Origin of the sequence: Okeania sp. SIO3I5, from assembly GCF_010672085.1 — a bacterium.
In the GTDB taxonomy this organism is placed as follows: domain Bacteria; phylum Cyanobacteriota; class Cyanobacteriia; order Cyanobacteriales; family Microcoleaceae; genus Trichodesmium.
On the sequence record NZ_JAAHHT010000015.1, the window covers coordinates 8,295 to 29,458 of the forward strand.

Annotated in this window: 18 protein-coding genes; 8 read left to right on the forward strand and 10 right to left on the reverse strand. The window is 37.1% G+C overall.

Annotated elements, in window-relative coordinates:
- Positions 1–1,061 precede the first annotated feature (1,061 nt).
- Together F6K40_RS05080 and F6K40_RS05085 are read left to right on the forward strand one after the other, a co-directional pair.
- Entirely contained in the window at positions 1,062–1,688 is a 627-nt protein-coding gene (locus F6K40_RS05080; RefSeq protein ID WP_293132271.1) for a chorismate lyase, read from the forward strand.
- Between the two features lie 127 nt (positions 1,689–1,815).
- Entirely contained in the window at positions 1,816–2,091 is a 276-nt protein-coding gene (locus tag F6K40_RS05085; protein ID WP_293132273.1) for a hypothetical protein, read from the forward strand.
- A 357-nt stretch (positions 2,092–2,448) separates the two neighbouring features.
- Here F6K40_RS05085 and F6K40_RS05090 read toward each other — a convergent pair whose 3' ends face one another.
- A complete protein-coding gene (locus tag F6K40_RS05090) occupies positions 2,449–2,595 on the reverse strand; it encodes a hypothetical protein (RefSeq protein WP_293132275.1) in 147 nt (48 codons plus the stop codon).
- A 329-nt stretch (positions 2,596–2,924) separates the two neighbouring features.
- Positions 2,925–4,406, reverse strand: a complete 1,482-nt coding sequence (purF, locus tag F6K40_RS05095; RefSeq protein WP_293132277.1) for an amidophosphoribosyltransferase — start codon at positions 4,404–4,406, stop codon at positions 2,925–2,927.
- A 503-nt stretch (positions 4,407–4,909) separates the two neighbouring features.
- Between purF and F6K40_RS05100 the strand changes: the two genes are divergently transcribed.
- Complete coding sequence (locus F6K40_RS05100; RefSeq protein ID WP_293132280.1) at positions 4,910–5,059, forward strand: hypothetical protein; 150 nt, start codon at positions 4,910–4,912, stop codon at positions 5,057–5,059.
- A gap of 543 nt (positions 5,060–5,602) precedes the next feature.
- Here the strand turns inward: F6K40_RS05100 and F6K40_RS05105 are convergent.
- Both F6K40_RS05105 and F6K40_RS05110 read right to left on the reverse strand, forming a co-directional pair.
- A complete protein-coding gene (locus F6K40_RS05105; RefSeq protein WP_365670216.1) occupies positions 5,603–6,529 on the reverse strand; it encodes a DUF6585 family protein in 927 nt (308 codons plus the stop codon).
- Positions 6,462–6,617 carry a hypothetical protein gene (locus F6K40_RS05110; protein WP_293132286.1) on the reverse strand — a complete coding sequence of 52 codons (156 nt, stop codon included), beginning with the start codon at positions 6,615–6,617 and terminating at the stop codon, positions 6,462–6,464. Before F6K40_RS05110 ends, F6K40_RS05105 begins: the two co-directional genes overlap by 68 nt.
- 215 nt (positions 6,618–6,832) lie before the next feature.
- Here F6K40_RS05110 and F6K40_RS05115 point away from each other — a divergent pair, with 215 nt between their 5' ends.
- The 4 genes from F6K40_RS05115 (at position 6,833) to F6K40_RS05125 (ending at position 12,469) form a co-directional block, all read left to right on the forward strand.
- Positions 6,833–7,090, forward strand: a complete 258-nt coding sequence (locus F6K40_RS05115) for a Bpu10I family restriction endonuclease (protein WP_293132289.1) — start codon at positions 6,833–6,835, stop codon at positions 7,088–7,090.
- Positions 7,086–7,190: a Bpu10I family restriction endonuclease gene (locus F6K40_RS40640; protein ID WP_365670219.1), complete on the forward strand. Its 105-nt coding sequence runs from the start codon at positions 7,086–7,088 to the stop codon at positions 7,188–7,190. Before F6K40_RS05115 ends, F6K40_RS40640 begins: the two co-directional genes overlap by 5 nt.
- A gap of 4 nt (positions 7,191–7,194) precedes the next feature.
- Positions 7,195–8,970 (forward strand): DEAD/DEAH box helicase, encoded by a 1,776-nt coding sequence (locus tag F6K40_RS05120; RefSeq protein ID WP_293132292.1) that lies wholly within the window; start codon positions 7,195–7,197, stop codon positions 8,968–8,970.
- A 934-nt stretch (positions 8,971–9,904) separates the two neighbouring features.
- Complete coding sequence (locus tag F6K40_RS05125; RefSeq protein ID WP_293132294.1) at positions 9,905–12,469, forward strand: UvrD-helicase domain-containing protein; 2,565 nt, start codon at positions 9,905–9,907, stop codon at positions 12,467–12,469.
- Positions 12,470–13,172: 703 nt separating this feature from the next.
- Here the strand turns inward: F6K40_RS05125 and F6K40_RS05130 are convergent.
- Together F6K40_RS05130 and F6K40_RS05135 are read right to left on the reverse strand one after the other, a co-directional pair.
- The gene (locus F6K40_RS05130) at positions 13,173–14,522 is read right to left on the reverse strand and encodes a hybrid sensor histidine kinase/response regulator (protein ID WP_293132296.1); all 1,350 of its coding nucleotides are present in this window, start codon (positions 14,520–14,522) and stop codon (positions 13,173–13,175) included.
- Between the two features lie 595 nt (positions 14,523–15,117).
- Positions 15,118–17,820, reverse strand: a complete 2,703-nt coding sequence (locus F6K40_RS05135) for an ATP-binding protein (RefSeq protein WP_293132299.1) — start codon at positions 17,818–17,820, stop codon at positions 15,118–15,120.
- Between the two features lie 223 nt (positions 17,821–18,043).
- On the opposite strand from F6K40_RS05135, the gene F6K40_RS05140 reads away from it, so the two are divergent.
- Positions 18,044–18,220: a zinc ribbon domain-containing protein gene (locus tag F6K40_RS05140; protein ID WP_365670208.1), complete on the forward strand. Its 177-nt coding sequence runs from the start codon at positions 18,044–18,046 to the stop codon at positions 18,218–18,220.
- 165 nt (positions 18,221–18,385) lie between these two features.
- Here the strand turns inward: F6K40_RS05140 and F6K40_RS05145 are convergent, their stop codons facing one another.
- From F6K40_RS05145 to F6K40_RS05160, 4 genes are all read right to left on the reverse strand, one after another.
- Positions 18,386–18,568 (reverse strand): hypothetical protein, encoded by a 183-nt coding sequence (locus tag F6K40_RS05145; protein WP_293132302.1) that lies wholly within the window; start codon positions 18,566–18,568, stop codon positions 18,386–18,388.
- A gap of 5 nt (positions 18,569–18,573) precedes the next feature.
- Positions 18,574–19,221 carry a hypothetical protein gene (locus F6K40_RS05150; RefSeq protein ID WP_293132305.1) on the reverse strand — a complete coding sequence of 216 codons (648 nt, stop codon included), beginning with the start codon at positions 19,219–19,221 and terminating at the stop codon, positions 18,574–18,576.
- Between the two features lie 230 nt (positions 19,222–19,451).
- Positions 19,452–20,798 carry a vWA domain-containing protein gene (locus tag F6K40_RS05155; protein ID WP_293132308.1) on the reverse strand — a complete coding sequence of 449 codons (1,347 nt, stop codon included), beginning with the start codon at positions 20,796–20,798 and terminating at the stop codon, positions 19,452–19,454.
- A complete protein-coding gene (locus tag F6K40_RS05160; RefSeq protein WP_293132311.1) occupies positions 20,761–21,132 on the reverse strand; it encodes a hypothetical protein in 372 nt (123 codons plus the stop codon). Before F6K40_RS05160 ends, F6K40_RS05155 begins: the two co-directional genes overlap by 38 nt.
- Between the last annotated feature and the right edge of the window lie 32 nt (positions 21,133–21,164).

Consider the following 21,164-nt stretch of genomic DNA (forward strand, 5'->3'; position numbering starts at 1 on the left):
TATTAGGGGTCAGCTCTCAGGTTTTTAATGAATCAAGCAAATATTCATTTAACTTCTACTAAATTTTCATGCTCATTCATTGATTCGCCAGCAAGAGAAACTTTTTTACTGAAATTTTCTCTAACTTTTGAAGCTTTGTTAGTCATTGATTGCCATCAAGATGAATCCTGTTTTTTATTCATTGTTTTTCTTTCCTAAAATTACCTTATCTTTTCTCTTGTCTCATACTCAATGTTTCAAAAAGTCATCAAACAAACCTTGGAATAAATGTTTGATAATTCAGTTATTAGGGGTCAGCTCTCAGGTTTTTAATGAATCAAGCAAATATTCATTTAACTTCTACTAAATTTTCATGCTCATTCATTGATTCGCCAGCAAGAGAAACTTTTTTACTAAAATTTTCTCTAACTTCTGAAGGCTTATTAGTCATTGATTTCCATCAAGATGAATCGGGTTTTTTATTCATTGTTTTTCTTTCCTAAAATTACCTTATCTTTTCTCTTGTCTCATACTCAATGTTTCAAAAAGTCATAAAACCTTTGAATAAATGTTGGAATTGATTTTTTTTGACAAATAATAAAAAATATGATGATTAACATTTTATAGTAATCCTAAATTAGTTGTAAAAATTTTTAAAGGTTAGAACATTTCTAAATCCTGTTTGCGGAGCATTTCCCTATAAGAAAAACCTTTTGGCAGTTTACTATTCCCTATTCCCTAGCGCGTAGCACTATAATAATTAACTTTCAACTAAAGACTTTTGATAAGTTCCGTACGTCCCTAATTCGATAGCTTTCCTACCTAACTACCACCAAAATGTTACAACTGAAATAAGATTGCTGAAGTGTGATGCTAGTAGAAGGAATTAAGTAAAGACGCTATGATTAACTTAAGAAGTTAAGTTTTGTAAAGAAGAACATTTAACTGATATAGCAGTCGAAGCAAAGGGCGTGGACATTTATAAATCCTGTTTGCGCAGCATTCCGTAGGAAAACCCTTTGACAGATTACTATTCCCTATTCCCTATTCCCTATTCCCTAGCGCCTAGCGCTATAACTGAAATGACTGCTATTTCACCCAAAAACCCCATAACACAACCCAGAGGATGGTATTCCTTAACTCCCTTATGGCAAGGAGGAGAAGAAGTCGTTCGCCAAGGTTTACCCCACTCCCAACTTTCGCCCCCATGGCAAATATTGCTTCTTGGGGATGGTTCCCCAACTCGTCACTTGCAGCTATTGACAACTGAACCAACAGAAGTTGATGTAATAGATATGTCCCCTATTGGCATGAATCTTGATAATGCTCCCGATTTAATTAATGCTGTACCTGGTCCAAGATTACGGCGACAAGTATGGTTAAAAACAGGTTCTGGACAAAGATTAGCCTATGCTACATCTTGGTGGGAAGCAAGTCATGTCGATGAGTATTTGCAAAATCGGTCTTTACCAATTTGGGCAAGTTTAGCTAGTTTGCGGACAGAATTGTATCGAGATGTCCAAGGAATTTATTATGGTCATTCTAGAGAATTAGAGTTAGCTTTTGGTGAATCTGGACCATTTTGGGGACGACATTATCTGTTTTGGCATCATGGCCAACCGCTGACATTAATTTATGAGGTGTTTTCGCCTTATCTTGAGAAATATTTGGGACAAACAAATGTTACGGATGGGGATATTCTCAAGTAATTATCGTTAGTATTAAGAAGTTATAAAAAGTATAAAACTGTAAAAGTTGTATGAAATAATTTAGCAAAGTATTAATGAGAAAGGTTGAACTTAAAGTTTATAAGTTACAGAAAAATGGAGAGAAAAAATGAGCAGTCAAGAAGATAGAGAAAAATTTCAAGAATTAATCAAGCAAGCTAAGGAGGCAAAGAAAGACGATAATATTTCTGATAGTGAAGCCAGAAAAGAAGTTTATGATAATCTTGAAAATAAGAGCTTAACGTATTTCCTGAAAATTTTTGGTAAAGATGATTATGATGTTGATGATGATGAAATGGGGCTATTAGATTGGTTAATGAATGATTTATTTAAAACTGAAGATCAGGATGAATATCAAAAAAGAATTGATAATATGAGCGAGTAAATATAGCAATCCTATTTAAGTTATAAGATTTTGGTGGTAGGGGCAATTCGCGTAATGTAGGAGCATGAAAAACGGAAATCGCCCCTACAGAAGTCAGAATTTTTAGAGTTTTCAGCTCAAATTAACTATCATAAAAATTCTCACAAATCATTCCTGATTACTGTATTATTGTTGATTGAAAAACCCAAACTATAGTGTGGAAAAAGGTATGGGAATTTTCAGCAAAAAATTTTAATTATTAGTAACTAATTATCAAAATAATATTCTATCGTTTTATATTATTGTCTGGTAGAATAGTTATCAATAATTATTGCTCTGCTGATTAAATATCAAAGCATTTATAGATAAAGGTTTTAGTCATTTTAAGTCGCGAAAAAGTATCAGTTTTTCGGCGAAAAGAGCTGCATAAAGTGAGGACTTTGGGGCAGAGCGAGGCAGAAAAATCAAGGAAAAATTATTTCTCCTACTTTCCCTGTTTTCCCACACTTCCCACACTTCCCACACTAGGCTTTTTTCAGCACACCCTATTTAACTCCCCCGACGGGAAGTCCCGCGCTCTCCATCCCCCCTAATCCCCCTTTCCAAGGGGGGAGGGGAGCGTCGGGATGGGAAAGCCGAGCGTTATCTGTGTTGTTCATCGGGGATTTTCTCTTTGTAGCATACATATTATATTGTAGGATATATATTGACTATAGCTATTGACAATTACAAATCAATAGATTATGATTTTTATCAACACAGGGGAAGGACATCACCTCTGTTAAAACAGCGGTCAGAGCAACTCTGACTGAAGAATCCCGCGATGCCCTTGTAAGCGCAACGTCGGGAGTATGTCAAACTTGAACTGGATTTTCCAACATTAGTTTAGAACGCTTCATTTTTTCTGGTAAAGGAATAGGATAGTCACCAGTAAAACAGGCAGAACAAAAAGTCTTGGGGTCTTCTTCTGTTGATTTCAACATCCCCTCCCGACTCAAATATGCTAAAGAGTCAACACCTATTTTTTCAGCAATTTCTGCCACTGATTTTGTTGCTCCTATTAATTGTTCCTGATTATCTGTATCAATTCCATAAAAACAGGGATGAGTAACTGGTGGAGAAGAAATTCTCATGTGAACCTCTGTTGCACCAGCATCTCGTAAAGCTTTAACAATTTTCTGACTCGTATTACCCCGAACAATTGAATCATCAACTATAATCACTCGCTTGCCTTCTAACACATCTTTCAGAGGGTTAAGTTTCATACGAATACCTGATTGCCTCATGTGTTGAGTCGGTTGAATAAAGGTACGCCCAACGTAGCGATTTTTGATTAATCCTTCTGCATAAGGAATACCTGATTCTTGGGAAAAACCGATCGCTGCTGGAATGCCAGAGTCAGGAACACCTATTACCATATCTGCGTCTATTAATGATTCTCTTGCTAACTGACGTCCAATTCTAAGTCTGTAGCTATATAAACTAGCCCCTTCCATAATACTATCGGGGCGGGCAAAATAAATCATTTCAAAAATACATAACTTCCTCTGGGGTTTTTGATTCCAGTGAAAAGAAGCCATACCTTCTTCTGTAATCCAAACTAACTCTCCAGGTTCAACATCTCGCAGATATTCCGCACCAATAATATCTAAAGCACAGGTTTCCGAAGCTAGGACATATCTTGTTGGATTAGTCCCTTCCAAAGTACCAATCACCAAAGGTCTTACACCGTGAGGATCACGTACTCCCATCAAACCTTCTGGAGTACCAATAGTTAAACTAAAGGCCCCCCGACATAAATGAAAAGCACAAATAGCAGCTTCTAGCCAGCTTTTACCAATCTTAACCTCTGTGGCGATCGCTAATGCAATCATTTCTGAATCTGTAGTGCTTTTAAAATCACACCCACGTTTGACTAACTCTTCCCTTAATTCTGCTGTATTGACAAGATTACCATTATGCGCTAAAGCTAGTGGCCCCAACTGAGTATCAACAACAGCAGGTTGAGCATTGATAATCAGACTAGACCCAGTAGTAGAATAACGAGTATGACCAATACCTATATTACCAGGCAACTGTTGTAAGATTGACTCATTAAAGACCTGAGATACTAACCCCATTCCTTTGTGTATGTATAGTTGATCGTCTTGAAAAGTAGCAATTCCTGCTGATTCTTGACCTCGGTGTTGTAGAGCATACAAACCAAAATAGGTAAGTTTAGTAACATCTTCTTCTGGGGCATAAATCCCGAAAACACCACAAGCTTCTTCTGGTTTATCTATTTCGGGGTAATTTTCTAAATATTTATCTGTATCTGAGGAGTAGTTATTAGTCATGGTTAAATTTTAATTTTTAATTGGGATTGTTGGTTTTTATAACTCTTTTCAAGGTGGTAAATTATCCGCTCCAGGGATAGCTTAGGAATACCTTAACTTTTCTTTAACTTATAGTAATAGTAACCGATCTTTTGAAGTATTGTAAATTAATATTTAAAATTAAACTGATAAGGCTAATAAGCAAGTTAAATGAACCCCTTGCTCTAGAACAAGATTGACAAAAGCATAGGACTTACCACAAATCTAATCAAAACGTTTAAGTCGTTTAAATGGTAAGCAAGCTCACTTTTTTTGAAAGTAAACGTTATCTCGGTCACGATACCTTGGAGTTTTTATTTAGATATATCTATAAGTTTACCGGAGCGTCCTAAAGAGCTGATTTGTTAACTTAGCTGTGTACATGATATTCTGCAATAAAACTCTGACTCAGCTATTTCTCAGGAATTTAGCCTTTACTGAACCATAGGTAAAATCCTTCAAAAATTTGGTGGTGGTGCTGAGGAATGGTAGAGAGAGTGTGGGAGGTTGGTTCGTGTGGGAAGTTGGTTCGTGTGGGAAGTTGGTTCGTGTGGGAAGAAATTACAAAACTTATGTATCTTCGCCATTCCTCAGCAGGACTACCAAAAATTTATTCTTTTGTATTCTCAGCATAGCAAACTTGTCATAAAGATAAATTTTTTGGCCAACCCAACTTAGTAGTTGCTAAGATTTTTCATTAAGTCTAGATTTAATCCGAGAGAAAAGTTTTAATTATAGCTATTTTTTTTGCGATCGCTTCCTAGACTCACATTAGATAGTTAAATGCAATTTTCTAACTATTAGGAAGTTAGAATGATATATATAATGGTTAAGAAACTAGCATAATTTTTGAGTTGTTTAAGATATAACAATATTTCTCAGAGAAGATTTTTGATCTTTCGGTTGGTAGAGGAAATAGTTCTGATTTGTTATATAAATAGGACTTGCGCAGAAACCGGGTTGATCAAGGAAGCTTGGTGGTTTGAGAGACAATAATCAAGCAATAAACCCGGTTTGTTGGTAGGGATTGCGTAAGTCCCGACATCTATAACTTTGCCCGAAGACAAAAAAAACAATCCAAATAAAGGGTGGTAGTAAATATTGTCAAGTCCCGAACGCAATTCCCTTTTTATATATGGCTTTCAACTAACTTGTCACTCCCTGGGATTCGCTGTTTTTCAGTTACTGTATAGTCGAAATCCCATTTGGATTTGCAGCTCCATTAAGATTTGCCAAAGCACCGGAAAATTCGGAATTTTCTCGGCTTCAATAGTAAGCCATGGTATAAATATTAAATTCTTTTTAGATTTAATAATGAGCTGATAGTATCGATTAATTCCGATTGATCTTAATTTTGACCAGGGCAATTTTTTCTTTTTATACTTGATCCCATATTGATTTAGAGTCAGCTTACCCAATTGAATATCGTTGCCTTGTTTATAGATAGCTCTGAGACGGGGAAGCTCTCGTTGCTTCAACATCTCTACAGTATAATTGCCAATCTCTTGAATTTCTGAAATTACCATCCCCTGATCTTTTGTCTCAATTCGATATTGATAGAGCCTTTTTCCGTACAATTTAGTAACACCGAGTGATGGCTTTTGACTGTAGAAAGACATATCAATTTGCTTTTGCCATACGGTAATAATTTGATCAAAGGGAATGATTTTGGGCTGATTTCCTTGAGTAAAGACAAGTCCTCCTTCATACAGTTCTTGATTTCCACGAGGAGTGATTAAAGCAAGTCCAACCAAAACACCTCCAATTGACAACTTAGCTCCTAATATTACAACCCAAAGAATTAACAGTGGCTTGTCATTGTCAGTTATTCCACCTCCAGCCAGAAACATAAAAACGAGTATTGACAGGAAAAGTAAACCTGGAATTAGCAAAATTATACCTATTTTGAGTCGACTATCCTTCTTCAATTCCTTACGATATGATATTAGATACTTACCTAACTGGGGATGGTATAATGGGATCTTGGTTTTCATAAGTGAAAATCGGCTAGTTATGTAATTTTTGTTAATTCTAATTCTAACTGACTGATGAAGTGCTGCCAAAATAAATTTGGGTAGTCCTGCTGAGGAATGGCGAAGATACATAAGTTTTGTAATTTCTTCCCACACGAACCAACTTCCCACACGAACCAACTTCCCACACCTCCCACACCTCCCACACTCTCTCTACCATTCCTCAGCACCACCACCTAAATTTGTTGATGGATATAAACAATAAACATCTCCGAAAAAGAGGGAGTAGGGAGTCGGGAATAGGGGATAGGGGAAAAGAATTAGACATCTCCAAAAATAAAAATTAAAATCAATTCTTATCCATAAATTATCAATTTTTCTTCCCTGTTCCCTGTTCCCTGTTCCCTGTTCCCTCTTTTCTGGAGATGTCTATTAATGATTTCTGTGTTTCAAGAAGCAATTGCTACTAGCAGAGATTTAAAAATAGCTGTTCCTCGTTCCCTATACTTTTTGATTTGCGAATTTCTAGATATGACATCAGTTTCTATTGTATCAACTCAGCTTGATGATATTTTAATAGTGCGTCAATCAAAGCGTCTTTCTGCTAATCTTAGACAAGAACATAAAACACCGGAGGCAAGACGTATTCATAGACAAGAATATGCAGAATTTTTAGATGCTTTAAAATATTAATTATCCTGATGTTTTTCAAAGGATGATTGATAAAATTCAAGTATTAATTGATAATAGTAATTTATCTCTAAATAAAGTTTTGAATCAAGGATATTTTTAAATCAATGTATCGTCAACCAACAATCTCATTCGATCGCGGCACTCTTATCCTCCATCCCCCACCCCAGGGGAAAGCTTGGATTGACTACGCTACCTGGGACGACAGGGTGGAAAAATTCCGAGTTCGGGCAATAGACTATCGCCCTTTAGTGGAACTCTTAAAAGCAGAAAAAATCGACTTTGTTGACAAAGCAAAAGAATTTGCACCTCTCGAACTTATCCCTAGTTTCGAGATGCCACCCTATCCCCATCAAGAAGCTGCATTGAAAGCTTGGAAACAAAGCGGTAGAAATGGTGTTGTCATTCTCCCGACTGCTTCTGGTAAAACATATTTGGCGCAACTGGCAATGCAGGCAACTCCCCGCAGTACCCTGGTGGTTGTACCAACTCTAGATTTGATGCACCAATGGTATGCACATTTGAACGCAGCTTTTCCTGATGTGGAGGTGGGTTTACTCGGAGGTGGTTCCAGAGATAAAACCCCAATTTTAGTGGCGACTTACGATAGTGCGACTATTCACGCGGAGGCGATCGGCAATAAATATGCTCTCTTAGTTTTCGATGAATGTCACCATTTGCCCACTGATTTTTATCGCGTAATTGCCGAATACGCGATCGCTCCTTATCGCCTCGGTTTAACAGCAACTCCTAACCGTTCCGATGGACGTCATTCTGACCTAGATCATTTAATCGGACCTACCGTTTTCAGCAAAACTCCCGAAGAGTTAGCAGGTGCTGCTTTAGCTGACCATAAAATCGTGCAAATAATGGTTAAACTTTCGCAACAGGAGCGGGAAGAATATAATAAGTTAATGACAATTAGAGATGACTTTTTAAAACAGGCAAATATTAAATTAGGAGGAGTAAATGGTTGGAAAAATTTTGTTATAGCGAGCGCTCGTTCTACTGCTGGTCGTCGAGCCATGTTATCTCATCGTCAAGCTAAAGAAATTGCTCTTGGTACTGATGGAAAATTGCGAACTCTTGCTAATTTACTTGCTCAACATTTTCCTGAACGTACCTTAATTTTTACGGCGGATAATGCAACGGTTTATCGAATTTCCCATGACTTTTTAATTCCGGCAATTACTCATCAAACTCCTGTCAAAGAACGCCATGAAGTTTTAAGTAAATTTCGGACTGGGGAATATAAAACTATTGTCGCTTCTCATGTTTTAAATGAAGGTGTTGATGTGCCAGATGCGAGGGTAGCAATTATTTTGTCTGGTACAGGTAGCGAACGAGAATATATTCAAAGATTAGGTCGAATTTTGCGTCGAGGTAGCGATAAAAATAAGTTAGCAATTCTGTATGAAGTTGTTACGGAAAATACCACGGAAGAGCAAACTTCTCGGAGACGTAGAGGTGGAATTAGGCGGCACAAATCTCCTAAATCTGAAGATAAAAATCAGGAAAATTCTCAAGTTCAGCAGTTAGAAGTTATCAGACCAGTACCTAATTATGGAGTTAATAATCCGGCTGCTAAACTGGCTGCTGAACCAGGAGCAAAATATGGAAATGAGAAAAAAAATAATGTCAAAAAATCTGTTGAATCTCAAGAGCAAAAACAGGAAAAATCAGAATTTCAGCCATTAGAAAATACTCAGAATGAGCCGATTTATGAAATTAATAATCCGGCTGCTAAACGTGCAGCAGAACCAGGAGCAAAATATGGAAAAGAGAAAAAAAATAATGTACAGGACTTGGCAAACCAGTCAGAAATTAAAGAGGATAAAAATCTGGAATCAAGTAATGATAATGATATAGAAGAATTTTTCTAATTTTTAATAGTTTTCGGATGAATAAGAAAAGGGTGCATCTCATATTTGCCAAAATACTTTTTTCCTATTCCCTATTCTCTGTTCCCTGTTCCCTGTTCCCTGTTCCCTAAAAGCAATAAATTTTTGGCTTTTTTCTTGCATTAAGATGCACCCTAAGAAAAAGTATTTATCTTAATCAGGACTTACGCAGAACTACCATCCCTTAGTGTCCGTTTCCTTTCTTGGTAAGTATTCCTTTATCGTAGGGGCAAATGGCTATTTGCCCTGAAATTTTATCGACGAGGCGGGACGAATTTTTGCCATGTTTTGACGTATCTGGAGGAACACCAGGATTACCGAAAAATAAAGGTTTAAAGCCTCTCCTTTCAAGGAGAAAAAATAAAAAAAATTTTCTTTTTAACCAATCCTCTTCTTTTTAAGAAGAGGTAATTATTAATTATTAATTGTTAATTATTCATTATTGAAGATGGGCTAATTATCTATGTTCCTTGCTCCGCACCGTCCCAAAATCGGCGGACTCGCATTCTGTGGTTGTTTGTGAGCGAGGGAGTTTTTATTCCAAGCTACAGCATCTGGGACAAGGGGCTGATCTTATACCATTTCTCAAAAAGAATGCTACATAAGATTGGGTGGGGAAGTGTGGGAAGTGTGGGAGGCTTGGGGAGAGGAAAAATAGGAAAAATCTATACTAACCCACCTTAAATTGTCAAAAACAGACTTTTAATCTTGGTAAATATTGAGGTGTTTAAGCATAGCTGAAGTATAGCATTAATGCATAGTAATTGGTATTAAATGTTCTTTTGGAGAGATGCCCAATCCTGCCATGTGAAGTTTATATATTTTTGTAACTATTGTGGCTCGGGTGAGGCACGCTCGACAATTCTTTGAGTTATACTATTACCAATTGAAAGATATGTAATATAAGGGGCTATTTATGATTTTTTTATTCTCATCTAAAGTAACTTCTAAATTATTTTCCTGGTCACATAGTCCTGGAGAAGTAAAAAGGAAGTTTGCAGATAGGCTTTCAAAACTATTTGACTTTTTAGCCACTGATTTAGAGAAGAAAGATGAAGTTTTAAATGCTGTTGTGAACGGTGATTATTATAATCCAGCTATACACTTTTCAAAAGAAAATAATCTGATTTTAATTCATGACTTTGAAGTTCATAATCACCCCCTGGATGGAAGCAAAAAGTCATTCCCTGCTATAGTAAATCAGAGATTTTTTAAGAATGTTAGAGCAGCAAATGTATCTTCAGAGAAATCTCTTTATGCTATTGGCGATTTATCAACTACTTCCAATAAATCTTTATTTCCTGTACCAAAAAACTATCCTAGTTCTAATTCTCTAGGCATATATTATGATTATTTGAGCTATGATAAAGGTACTTCTTTATCGGTATTCACAGGTCTTTTACCTCTAAGTTCAAAAAAGGTTTATAGACTCAAAGAGAAAGAAAGAATAGAATATTTTAAAATCTTCAAAAGGTATAGAGAAATTGAACATCAAGGTCAAGGAGTTAGGAGTAAGCTAGAATTCGACTTGAAGCCAGAGATTATTCTTAGAAATATAGTATGGTTTAATCCTAGCGATCCTGAACTAAAACCTAGACTAAATGAGTTAGATTATGAAACATTGTTTAGCTTGGTTGACTTGAAGAACTATAACTTTGATGACGCTATTGATGAATTATATAACATAAACATTGATGATGCTCTTAGAGAAGCTTTAGAAGGTAAGATTTTAGACCATTTCGACGTCAAGTCGCATGATCCTCGTGAATTGCTTTCAGACCATGGTCTTTCTGACCGGGAAGATAAAGTTGAGACTAGTCGTTTAAGTAGTATTGAAGAATCTATAGAGTTCTGGTCAGAGCTGATCTCTGCTAGAGAAGACCAAAATGATATTTTTTCCTTAAAAGAGGATAGTTTTATTAGAGTTTTAGCAGGTCCAGGCACAGGAAAAACTCAGCTTATGGTAGTTCGTGCGCTAAAATTGATCAACGAAGCTATTGATAAAGGTCGTAGAAAGCATATTCTTTTCATTACGTTCAATAACGATCAATCAGAAGATATTAAACAAAGATTTGAAAATCTTGGATGTGGAGAGTATCTGATTTCTAGTATGATAGAAAAGATTGATAAAATCCCTAATCCAAAAACTGGTAAAGTCGAACTCAAAATCAGAGAAGATAAAATACAAACTGTAGAAGTATATAGTTTGTACGAGTGGTGTAGAGATTTTGTTGAATTATCTTTAGAGGGTAGTATAGCTAACTTAGCTCCTTTGAAAGAGTTTGAAAATACAAAGAAGGCGCTGGAGACACGTAGAAAAATTTTGCGTGAGATTATTAGAGAAAATAATGTAGAGAAAGGTAGGCGTTATAACGAAGAGCAAAATGAAACTCTAGTGAATCACTGTGTTTCTTCAATCACTAGGTACATTATTCCAAAAAATATTACTGATAGAGGACGATTTGTAAGAGAGGCACCATACAGGAATGAAGCATATAGAAGACTGATTTGGCATTTATACAATAAATATAGAGCTTATTTAGACAACAATTCTATATTAGATCCGGAAATGTTTGTTATCAAGGCAGATAGTACTTGGAGAGATGTAAGCTTTAAGGTGTTACGTGAAATTATAGAATATGACAATCTCTTTGTCGATGAGGTTCAAGATCTCCTAAATCATCAGAGAAAATTAGTTGGTCAGCTTTTAAAGCAAGATTCTAAATCAGCTATGATCGTTGGAGATCCAAACCAGTCCGTCTATCATACTGCTGTCCACATTCGTAACCCTGGAGATTGGGAGATGAAGAAATTTGGATTAAATGTTCAATTACGCTATACAAAAGCAATAGCAAAATTTTTGCAAAGTTTTCAAAATCATAATGCCTCACTAGAGATTGTTGAGGATCTCCCTTTGTACGCTTCTGAACGTCAAAATACGCAAATTTTACCTGATGTAGGACCATTTCCACTATTTGATCAAAAATCGAGAGATGACTTACATCAGTATGTTTATGAAACAGTATCTTCATATCTAAATTTTGATAATCCAGATAGTGATAGTAAGCTATTACCTGGAGATATATTAGTAATTGTTCTTCCTGATAAAAAAGCTGGAATTGATGATGAAAATACATGGGAAACATGTATTTCTAATTTAAAAAAATATTTGGACAAGAAGGGAATCAAAGCAAAAACTTTCGATGGTTCAGGAAATAAGGCGTCACTTGGTTTTCTGAATGTTGTTTGGGGTGCAGAAAACGCCAAAGGTAAGGAAAAACCTGTGGTTATAGTCTTAGGCGCTGATGAAGGTTATAAATCAAATCATGTATCTATCTTGGAAAACTCTGATTTAAGAAAAGATGAGCAAAAATTAATAGAGTATAAGGAAATTAAGGTTGCGATATCTCGTGTTCAAACATACTTACATATTCAATATTTTGATAACCTACATTCAACTTTGAATTTTGAACCTATTTGAGAGGTTCCTTAAGATTAGTTCACTATATCAATACACTGCACAAAATGTTCCTCCAGAGAAATACCCAATCTAGTCATCTGAAGTTTGTATATTTATGCAACGATTATGGATTGGGTGAGGGGCGATCGATTAGACTTAATAATAAGTTGTCGCGCATCTACACTTTATGTTGGGGTTGATGGTAAAATCCAGGTAACCAAAGACAGGGAAAGCGTTTCAGCTATAACGCCAATTTGCATCACAGCTTACCAAATTCAAACATCCTTTTCAGGAAAAATGGAGGACTATTCATGTCATATACTGCAAATATTGCTTGTCAACAATTCAACATCTCAGGATCTGAATAGAATTAATATCATGTCCACTGATATCGTTTGTGTAAACAAAAAGGTAAATATCTACAGGAAATTTAAGTTTTTTCTTGCTCTTACAGCGCTTTTCAGATTGATGAACCACATCGTCACAAGCAAAACCCCGTAGGGACGTTCCATGGAACGTCCCTACTGTGGTCTACCCAAATGAAAACTGCTGTAAGTATTCCTCCCTGTTCCATGTTCCCTACCTTATTTTATCAAAATTAATTGAGTCTAAAACCCCGCCTTGATCGGCAAAACGTTTTTGGAGCGTTGCTCTAATCCCCGTTACATGCGTCAACTTCTGTACGGGCGAATGGCCAGCAAGTCCCTACTGACTTCTGACTTCGTTAACTGGGAATCACGATCGTAAAAATTGTACCTTGCCCAAGTGTTGAATCACAGCTAATCTTACCACCGTGTTTTTCTGTGACTATTTGATGGGCGATCGCCATCCCCAAACCTGTTCCTTTGCCTACTGCTTTGGTGGTAAATCCTTTCTCGAATATCCGGACTTTCACTTCTTCTGGTATTCCTGTTCCGTTGTCAGCAATTTGCACGATCGCCTTCTGTTTATCCTCGCTTAATTCCGTTCTAATAGTAATCCGATTTGGTTCTTTTTTTATTTCTTGAAAAGTTTTTCCAGCATTGCTTTCATTCAAGGCATCAATGGCATTGGCAAATAAGTTCATAAACACTTGATTTAGTTGCCCTGGATAGCATTGCACTGGTGGCATATTAGCATAATTTTTAATAATTTCAATAGCTGGACGATCTTTGTTAGCTTTGAGACGATATTTTAAAATTAACAAGGTGCTGTCAATTCCATCGTGCAAATTAAACTCGGTTTTCTGATCGGTATCTGTACGAGCAAATATTCCCAGAGATCTGCTGATATTGCGAATGATATTGTATCCCTCTTGCATTGAAGCAATTAGTTTGGGGCAATCTTCAGCAATAACTTCTAGCTGTAAGTCTTCAAGTTTTTCAAGGATTTCATCATCAAGATGGGAATGTTTCTGATAGAGAGAAAGTCCTACTAATAAATCTTGCAGATATTCTTCTGCAAGGCCGATATTACCACCAATAAACCCAAGAGGATTGTTGATTTCGTGGGCAATTCCAGTCACGAGATTGCCCAAAGTCACCATTTTTTCACTTTGAACTAATTGCAGTTGCGCCTCTTCAAGTTGCAAGTATTTCTCTTTCAGTTCCTTATTAGTTTTTTCCAGTTCTTGATTGAGTGTCTTGAGTTGTCGATTTTGTTGGGCTAATTTTTGAGACTGAATAAAGTTAGTTTTTTCGAGCATTTCTCGCAACCGAAAAAGTTGTAAATGTGTTTCAACACGAGCTAAAACTTCTTCAGCTTGTACTGGTTTAGTAATATAATCCACTCCCCCGACGCTAAATGCTTTAACTTTGTCAAAAATCTCGTTCAATGCACTAATAAAAATTACGGGAATATCTCGCCATTTTTCATTTTCCTTGAGATACTCGCACATTTCATAACCATTCATTTGTGGCATCGTAATATCCAATAAAATCAATTCGGGAAGGAAATTTTTCATTCCCATTAAGGCTAATTTAGCACTGGGGAAAGCTCTAACTTCATAGTCGCGTTCCTCCAAAAGATTGGATAATAAATGCAGATTAGCAGGGGTATCGTCAACAACAATAATTCGACCGTTATTTTCAATCATAATTAATACACATAGAGGGAATAGGGAATAGGGAATAGGGAATAGAGAAGATATTTTTAGGAAAAAGGTACGGAAAATAATTTTGTGAGCAACTTTTAGTTCTCTGTAATATCATGTCCGCTTGCATCATTTGTGTAAACCAAAGGGTTCAGATCTACAGGAAATTTTAAGTTGTTTTGGGGTTAATACCCTTAATTCCAAGATAAATCAAGCCTTCATCCCAAATTTCTGAATTCTAAATTCTAAATTCTAAATTCTGAATTCTTACCCTTTTACAATACCGATGCTACCGGACATGATATAAGTCCTGTTTAAGATAAAATATTTAAGATTTTGGCGTGGCTGATTTGAGGTATGATATCATATCCTAATCGGAGCGCGAACAAAAAACATTCTCCTTCTACTACTCTTTCTTCCTTCTTTTTTCTTCCCTCCTGACTCCTGACTCCTGACTCCTGACTCCTAAATAATTAATATTATACACTAGACATCTCCAAAAATCAAAAATAAAATAAATTCAAGATATTAAATCAACAATTTCATTCCCTATTCCCTATTCCCTATTCCCTATTCCCTGACTTCTGCAAGAAGTCTACTAATTTAGCAACGCCAAGATTTTTTCATACTCGAAGTTATAAAGGGATTCTTTTAAAACCTCCCCTAACTCCTCATTCTCCACAACAATTTTCTCCACTATACCATTCATGGTTTTACGATCTGAACTCAGGATAGCATCCTCTAATTCTCTTTGCCATTCTTCCGGTAATACTGCTAAATTTTCTCGCGTTAATATATCCTTTGTTAGTTTAATTTCTTTCTTTTGTGCTTCTTCATAGATAAATTCTACCCCAATATGTTCTCTCATGGCCTCAAATATCTCTTCCTCTCGAAATGGCTTTCTCATAAAAGCACTACACCCTGCGGACAAGATTACTGCTTTTTCTTCTTCTAACACACTTGCAGTCAAAGCAATTATTGCGATCGCTTGTCCTTTTGTTGTCGCTCTTATCTTCTGGGTTGCTTCATAACCATCCATGACTGGCATCCGCATATCCATCCAAATCAAATGGGGTTCCCATACCTCGAAAATTTCGATCGCTTCTTTGCCGTTACTAGCTTCTTTGAGTTCAAAACCTAGGGGATTAAATAATTTCACTAACAACTGGCGATTAAGGATTTTATCATCTACGATCAGGATACGATAGCGGGTTTGGTTGGGAGCTAGGGCGATAACTCTCTGTTTCGGTTTTTGGCTTTCTACGTTTTCAGCTTTCACCTCTTCTGCTTGAATCTCAAAACTAAAGGTTGTCCCTTTTCCGACTTCGGAGGTTACTTGGATATCGCCACCCATTAACTGCACGAATTTACGGGAGATAGGCAACCCTAACCCTGTTCCTTCTTGTGCTTGTTTGCCGGTTTCAGTTTGGACAAAGGCTTCAAAGAGCTTGTCTAGTTCTTCTGGGGCGATTCCCGCTCCGGTGTCTTCCACAGCAAAGGATATCCGTTTTAGCATGGAATTTTCGGGGTTATCAATGGTGTTAGCTCGCAGGATAACACCTCCTACTTCAGTGAATTTGATGGCATTGTTGAGCAGGTTAATCAGAACTTGACGTAGTTTCATGTCGTCGGTGCGCAGGTAACGTGGTATTCTGTCGTCTCTTTCCAGTAACAATTGCAACCCTTTGCCGTCAGCTTTAAGTTGGAACATATCGTGGATGTCGTCAAGAAGTCGGTGTAAATCGAAGTTATTTTCGTTAAGGGTTGTTTTACCAGCCTCTATTTTAGAGAGATCGAGAATGTTGTTGATGAGAGTCAGGAGGTGTTCTCCACTACGGTAGATGATACCGACGTTTTCTTGGTGTTCGAGAGGCAGACTTTGGGAGCGAGTCATCATTTGGGCAAAGCCGAGGATAGCATTCAATGGACTTCTCAACTCGTGACTCATGTTGGCAATAAATGAACTTTTCGCTTCGTTCGCCACTTCGGCTTTTTCTTTGGCGACTTCAAGTTCAGAGGTTCGCTCTTCAAGTTCGGCTGTTCGCTCTTGTACTCGTTGTTCAAGTTGGGTATTAGCTTGTTCTAACGCACTAAAGGATGCTTGCAAGTGTTCGGACATTCTGTTGAAGGATGTGCCGAGATTCTCTAATTCAGCGATACCTCGAATGTCAACTTTCTGAATGAGTTGGCTTTCATTAGCGATCGCTCCGGCAGATTCTTGCAAGCGCAAAATTGGCTTGGCTATCCACTCGGATGAGAACAAACCTAGAATGATTGCTCCTCCTAGAGCCAGGAAACAGAGAACGATAGTTTGCCGACGGTTTGCATCGATCTGTTCCATGAAGTCTTTTTCGGGAATGGCGAGGACAATCAGCCATTCAATACCCCGCTCGTCTTTAAGGGGAGTTACTTGCAGAAATTGACGCTCCCCATCCAATTTAAAGTCTAGTTTTTCGGGGGTTTTGATTTGGTCTAACCTGCCGAATTGCCCTATAAGATAGTCAGCACTGGCACGAGTTAACTTGTTCTGGCTTTCTGTTGCTGTGATTCTTGTGGTGACTGACTCTTGATTCTCTTTTTTAATCAGGAGGGGGGATTCACTTGTAGATGTAGCAACTAAAGAACCATCCAATTCAACAATAAAGACTTGCCCTGATTTGCCGATTTTTAGCTCTTCCAAGAAATTGCTAATGTGTTCGAGAGTTATATTGACTCCAGTGACACCCTTTACAGTTTTAGAGTCTGCTTCAAAGACAGGAGTTACAGCAGCAATACCAATTTTTGGCTGACTCACAAACACAAAGATGGGAGACCAAACCGCTGCTCCAGTTTCAACTGCCGATCTATACCAAGGACGCACCGTCGGATCGTAATTAGGGGTTTTGGAAAATGCTCGTCCTAGATATCCTTGGTCGTCAATCTCATAAACAATTTGAGTGTAACCTGTCGATTTTCCGGATAGGGTGACGATCAGATTCTTGTCATCCCCAACGATTTCCTTCTCTAAATCAAGATATTCTAATTTTTCATTACCATAACCAATGACACTAACTGTATCGAATTGTTGAATTTGATTGAGGAAGTAACGTCTCAAGGGCAGATTAATATCAATGGCAGAATCTACATCCAAATAACCTTGACGAATAGCATCTAGATTAATGCGAGTAACTTGGTGAGGCACTTCTAGGAAGGAAAGGACTGTTGCTTCTACGCGATCGCTCAGTTCTTGTGTTAACTGAGCCACAACATTATTCACTGCTTGCCGTCCATTGCGAAAGGAGAACCAACCCACTAATCCCACCGCTGCAAAGATTTGCAAAATAAAAGGGATAATTAAAACCGAACGGAGGGGGAGTTGGAAACGACGCGGGGGAGTTGAGGAACTAGAGCGGGTAAATAACAGCTTGACAAAATCTATCATTATCTACTATAATCTATTTTTTATTTTATCAGGACTTACGCATAACCACTGTATCTAGTAGGGGCTTTCCGGCCGGAAAGCCCCTACGAAGGCTGTTGCAGATATGGGGTTTTACGAGTTTCGCAGACAGTTAGAGTACAAATGTCAACTCTACGGCTCATCTTTAACCATTGCTGATAGATGGTTTCCTAGTTCTAAAACCTGCAGTAGGTGTGGAACTGTTAAAGAATCTTTGTTGTTATCAGAGCGCGTTGTCCTGTTTATATCAAGTCTTAATTAACTTTCCTGGCGGGAAGTCCCGCGCTCTCCATCCCCCCTAACCCCCCTTGGAAAGGGGGGAGGGGGAGCGTCGGGATGAAAGCCAGGGCCTGGATTCGGATACCTTCATAAGCTAAACGTTCATAGGCCCAAGACACAAGCTAGGAGCATTTTGTTATTATCAATGTCAACACAGGGGGAGGACATCACCCTCCCCCTCCTCCCCATCCTCCCCATCCTCCTCATCCTCCCCATCCTCCCCATCCTCCCCATCCTCCCCATCCTCCCCATCCTCCCCATCCTCCCCATCTTCCCCATCCTCCCCATCCTCCCCATCCTCCCCATCCTCCCCATCCTCGCCTCTCCGCATCAGTCTCAAATCCCAGTATTCAGCAACGCCCTTTCTTCTTCAACTCCAATGAGAATTGCTACTAAAATTTTCATTAAATCTTCTAAATCATTAGGTACTCGATATAAATTTAGGTCTTGCTTAACTTGCTTTTCTTGTCGTTTTAAAAGAGCAAATTGCCAAATTTTTCCTATAGAAACAGCTCCATATAATAAATTTTTTTCTGGTTCTGTTCCTTTATCAAGAGCAATTAATTCAACTGCTAGTTGTTTAAAACCTCTTTCTAAGTTTTCATCTTTTGCTTCAATAACTAATAAATTATTTCCTGCTTGTAAAAAATAATCTAGAGAACCTTTGAGCTGAGGTTCAATTTCTAAAGGATAGGAAACTTTGAGTTGAGCCTGACAATAATCAACTAATTCTATCAAGACTGGAGCAATTAAAAATTCTCGCCTTGCCATCTCACTATCTAAAGTAATAAATGGAAGACTTTTGCGAAACCTTTGTTTGAGATTTTTTAATCCATCAATTTGTCGTTGAGACTTGGGCAAAACCAACTCTTCTATAATTAATTGATAACCAAAGTAATTTAAGATATCCTCCGGGTAATAATTCAATTTCAAATAATCTGAAAAATTACAACTATCAGGTAATTTAATCGGTATATTCATCATAATTTTTCCTCATTAGCTTGCTAATTGAGTTTGCTGATACTTTGCCCAGGTTGATAGTTTGGTTTCTGGAATAGACATAGTTTACTTCTCTACTTAATTCTAGAAAATTGTAGCAAAATTTGTGGTAGCTCGACACAGCTAAAATAGTGCAATGGTAGGGGAGGATTCTAGTTCAAATTAATACATCTCATGCCACTATTTCCTACTCCCTACTCCCTACTCCCTATTCCCTAAGACTTAATTGATTTTGCCCATAATAAAAATGGTATTACACCACCTCCTAATAATGCTGCTAATGTGAATAAAAAAATGATAATTCTAGTTAGACGAGGTAGGGAACGTGACACCCAAGGAAATACATAAGGTTCTAATTCAGAATCTACTAAATTATTAGGCAATTTGAAACTAACTTGCACGTTATGTAAGGAACCACGGTCAGCATTGATTGGTTGAATATAATTAATTTGATACTCATCAAATAAAGCCTCTAAAAATTCGGTCAAACTGTTAGAAATATTTTCAGCATTTCCAGAAAATTCAGGAATACCTCTAGTTACTTCTGCTATTTGTTGGAGTCGTTTTTGGTCAACAAATTCTTCGGCGCTAAGTTCGCTGAATTTCTCTGAGTTATTACTTTTTTTTCCGCCTCTTTTACTAATATCTCTAATAGTTGGAGGTTGCTTTAAATTATATTTTTGTTGTAACTGTTGGGGAGTCAAACCATAACCTAAAGTATGGACGGTAATATTAGGATAACTTTTCAACATAAACACAAGTTTTTCAAAGTCTTGTGCTTCTAATTCTGGTTCATTTTCTCTCTCTCCATAAATACTATGATAACCATCAGAAAGTAAAATTATTGAACGTCTTGGCTGAGGTAAATTAGAATTTGCTGATAGATTAAAACGAGTATCTTCAGGATTACCAAAAAATTGTACTGCCTGACGCAAAGGTTCATAAATATCTGTAGCTGCACAAAGATTATCTAGTTGACTCTCTAATTTTTTTAGAGTTTGTTCGACTTTTTTCTTGCCAGCTAAAACAAAGTTATCTAGTTCTTTTTTCGTTACTTGATTTCCCGGACAATTTTTACCTCCTTTGCCAAAAGGAACGATAGAAATTTTGGTATTTTCCCCCTTTTCTGCTAAATCTTGATTGAACTTTCTAATGGCAGCGATCGCTCCTTCTAATTTAGTTTTTTTTCCACTACTATCTAATTGTTTCATACTGCCACTAAAGTCTAATAAAAGGATTACCCAAGCCGGAGGTAATTCTTTAGGCAGGGGAATTTTTAAATTAATATCTGCCTGATTTAAAGTTTGACATTCTCCAGTTTTTGCTTCAGCTTTCGGCGGACAAACTGTTAAGTTAAAGTCATCTTTTTCCAGACCTTTTACTGGTTTATTGTTTTGATCGTAGACTTTCACGCGTAGCGTAACTTCTCCTTCATTTCGGTCAGGAATAGCTTCAATAATTTCTAGATTTTTGACTTGAGCAAAACTCGGATTAATGTAGAAATTTACTATTAATAAAGATAGACTAACCTTGCGGGTCCAAGAAGCGATTATAGTAGACAAATCTGAATAATTTTTTACCATTATAAACACCATTTTCGGCATGAAATGTAATTAAGTCGTTATGTTTTAGTTTAATTGGTGTACTTTCGGTCAAGCGATCGCCTTGATATTCTATTTTAGAGAAAAATTTGATATTAGGTACTAGAATTGTTTGGCTTGGTGTTAGGTCTAAGTCAGCAATATGTAATGGCAAACCAGGAAGACAAATATTTACCCCAAATTGTTGACTACCTAAAATTTTTAACTGAGCTGAACCGATTTTAATTTTGCCTCTAGCAGGTAATTGAATGGATAATCCTTCCTCAATTTTCTGGGTTAAGTCATTACTGATCAATTTCAGTTTTGGTAATAATTATTTTTGAATAT

Coding starts and splice junctions, on each gene's coding strand:
- F6K40_RS05080 (WP_293132271.1), top strand. CDS start 1,062: ATGACTGCTATTTCACCCAAAAACCCCATAACACAACCCAGAGGATGG.
- F6K40_RS05085 (WP_293132273.1), top strand. CDS start 1,816: ATGAGCAGTCAAGAAGATAGAGAAAAATTTCAAGAATTAATCAAGCAA.
- purF (WP_293132277.1), bottom strand. CDS start 4,406: ATGACTAATAACTACTCCTCAGATACAGATAAATATTTAGAAAATTAC.
- F6K40_RS05100 (WP_293132280.1), top strand. CDS start 4,910: ATGGTAGAGAGAGTGTGGGAGGTTGGTTCGTGTGGGAAGTTGGTTCGT.
- F6K40_RS05105 (WP_365670216.1), bottom strand. CDS start 6,529: ATGTATCTTCGCCATTCCTCAGCAGGACTACCCAAATTTATTTTGGCA.
- F6K40_RS05110 (WP_293132286.1), bottom strand. CDS start 6,617: ATGGTAGAGAGAGTGTGGGAGGTGTGGGAGGTGTGGGAAGTTGGTTCG.
- F6K40_RS05115 (WP_293132289.1), top strand. CDS start 6,833: ATGATTTCTGTGTTTCAAGAAGCAATTGCTACTAGCAGAGATTTAAAA.
- F6K40_RS05120 (WP_293132292.1), top strand. CDS start 7,195: ATGTATCGTCAACCAACAATCTCATTCGATCGCGGCACTCTTATCCTC.
- F6K40_RS05125 (WP_293132294.1), top strand. CDS start 9,905: ATGATTTTTTTATTCTCATCTAAAGTAACTTCTAAATTATTTTCCTGG.
- F6K40_RS05130 (WP_293132296.1), bottom strand. CDS start 14,522: ATGATTGAAAATAACGGTCGAATTATTGTTGTTGACGATACCCCTGCT.
- F6K40_RS05140 (WP_365670208.1), top strand. CDS start 18,044: ATGGGGTTTTACGAGTTTCGCAGACAGTTAGAGTACAAATGTCAACTC.
- F6K40_RS05145 (WP_293132302.1), bottom strand. CDS start 18,568: ATGCGGAGAGGCGAGGATGGGGAGGATGGGGAGGATGGGGAGGATGGG.
- F6K40_RS05150 (WP_293132305.1), bottom strand. CDS start 19,221: ATGATGAATATACCGATTAAATTACCTGATAGTTGTAATTTTTCAGAT.